The sequence below is a fragment of the Streptomyces milbemycinicus genome, from assembly GCF_002154605.1.
In the GTDB taxonomy this organism is placed as follows: domain Bacteria; phylum Actinomycetota; class Actinomycetes; order Streptomycetales; family Streptomycetaceae; genus Streptomyces; species Streptomyces milbemycinicus.
On the sequence record NZ_MUNE01001191.1, the window covers coordinates 1 to 741 of the forward strand.

General features: G+C 73.5%; 1 pseudogene. It reads right to left on the reverse strand.

What is annotated here, in order from left to right:
• A pseudogene (locus CCN51_RS52010) lies at positions 1-656 on the reverse strand (hypothetical protein); the annotation flags it as partial.
• Between the last annotated feature and the right edge of the window lie 85 nt (positions 657-741).

Genomic DNA, 741 nt, shown 5'->3' on the forward strand with positions numbered 1-741 from the left:
TCGGTGAGCATGCCGGCCGACCTGCCGGTGGCGTCGGCCGGCATGCTCACCGAGGGGCCCGGCGCGCTGTCCTGCGGCCCGAAAGGCAGCACTCCCGCAGCCGTCGCGACCGCGAATCCGCTGAGCGCGCAGCCGGCCAGCGCGGCGACCAGCCCCATATGCAGCGGCCTGCGCAGCCGCGCCTGACCGTTCGACGGGCCCGCCATCCGGAACGTCCCGCGGGGTCCCGAGCCGCCGTCCGCGCCGAACCGTACGCTCCGCAACGCCGCCCGGCCGACCCGGCCTGCCTTCCCGGCCCGCGCCGCCTGCGCCGTCTGCTCGGCCTGCTCGGCCCGCACCGCGCGGAACGCGGCCAGCGCGGCCTCTTCGCCCGGGAGGGGCTTCCCGTCGGCGGTGCCGTCCGCCGCTATCGGGCGGGACACCTCGGCCACGGCGTCGAGCACGGCGGCCAACCGTTCCGCTTCGCTCCGCGACTGACTCGACCAGCCGTTCTGTCCGGCGTTCTGTCCGGCATTTTGTCCGGCATTTTGTCCGGCGCTTTTTCCGGCGTTTTGTCCGGCTTCGAGGTCGCTGGGGTGCACCCAGGCCGACTCACCACGAAGCAACCGCTCCGCCGCATCGTCATCCAGCCAGCTGTAGCGGTGGTCGTCGGCCATCACATGTCCTTCTGCGTCGGGGCGCCGGAATCCGTCACACCAGCGGACCTCGCGGTCCCTCTGCGTGACTCCCGCTGCAGCGGGA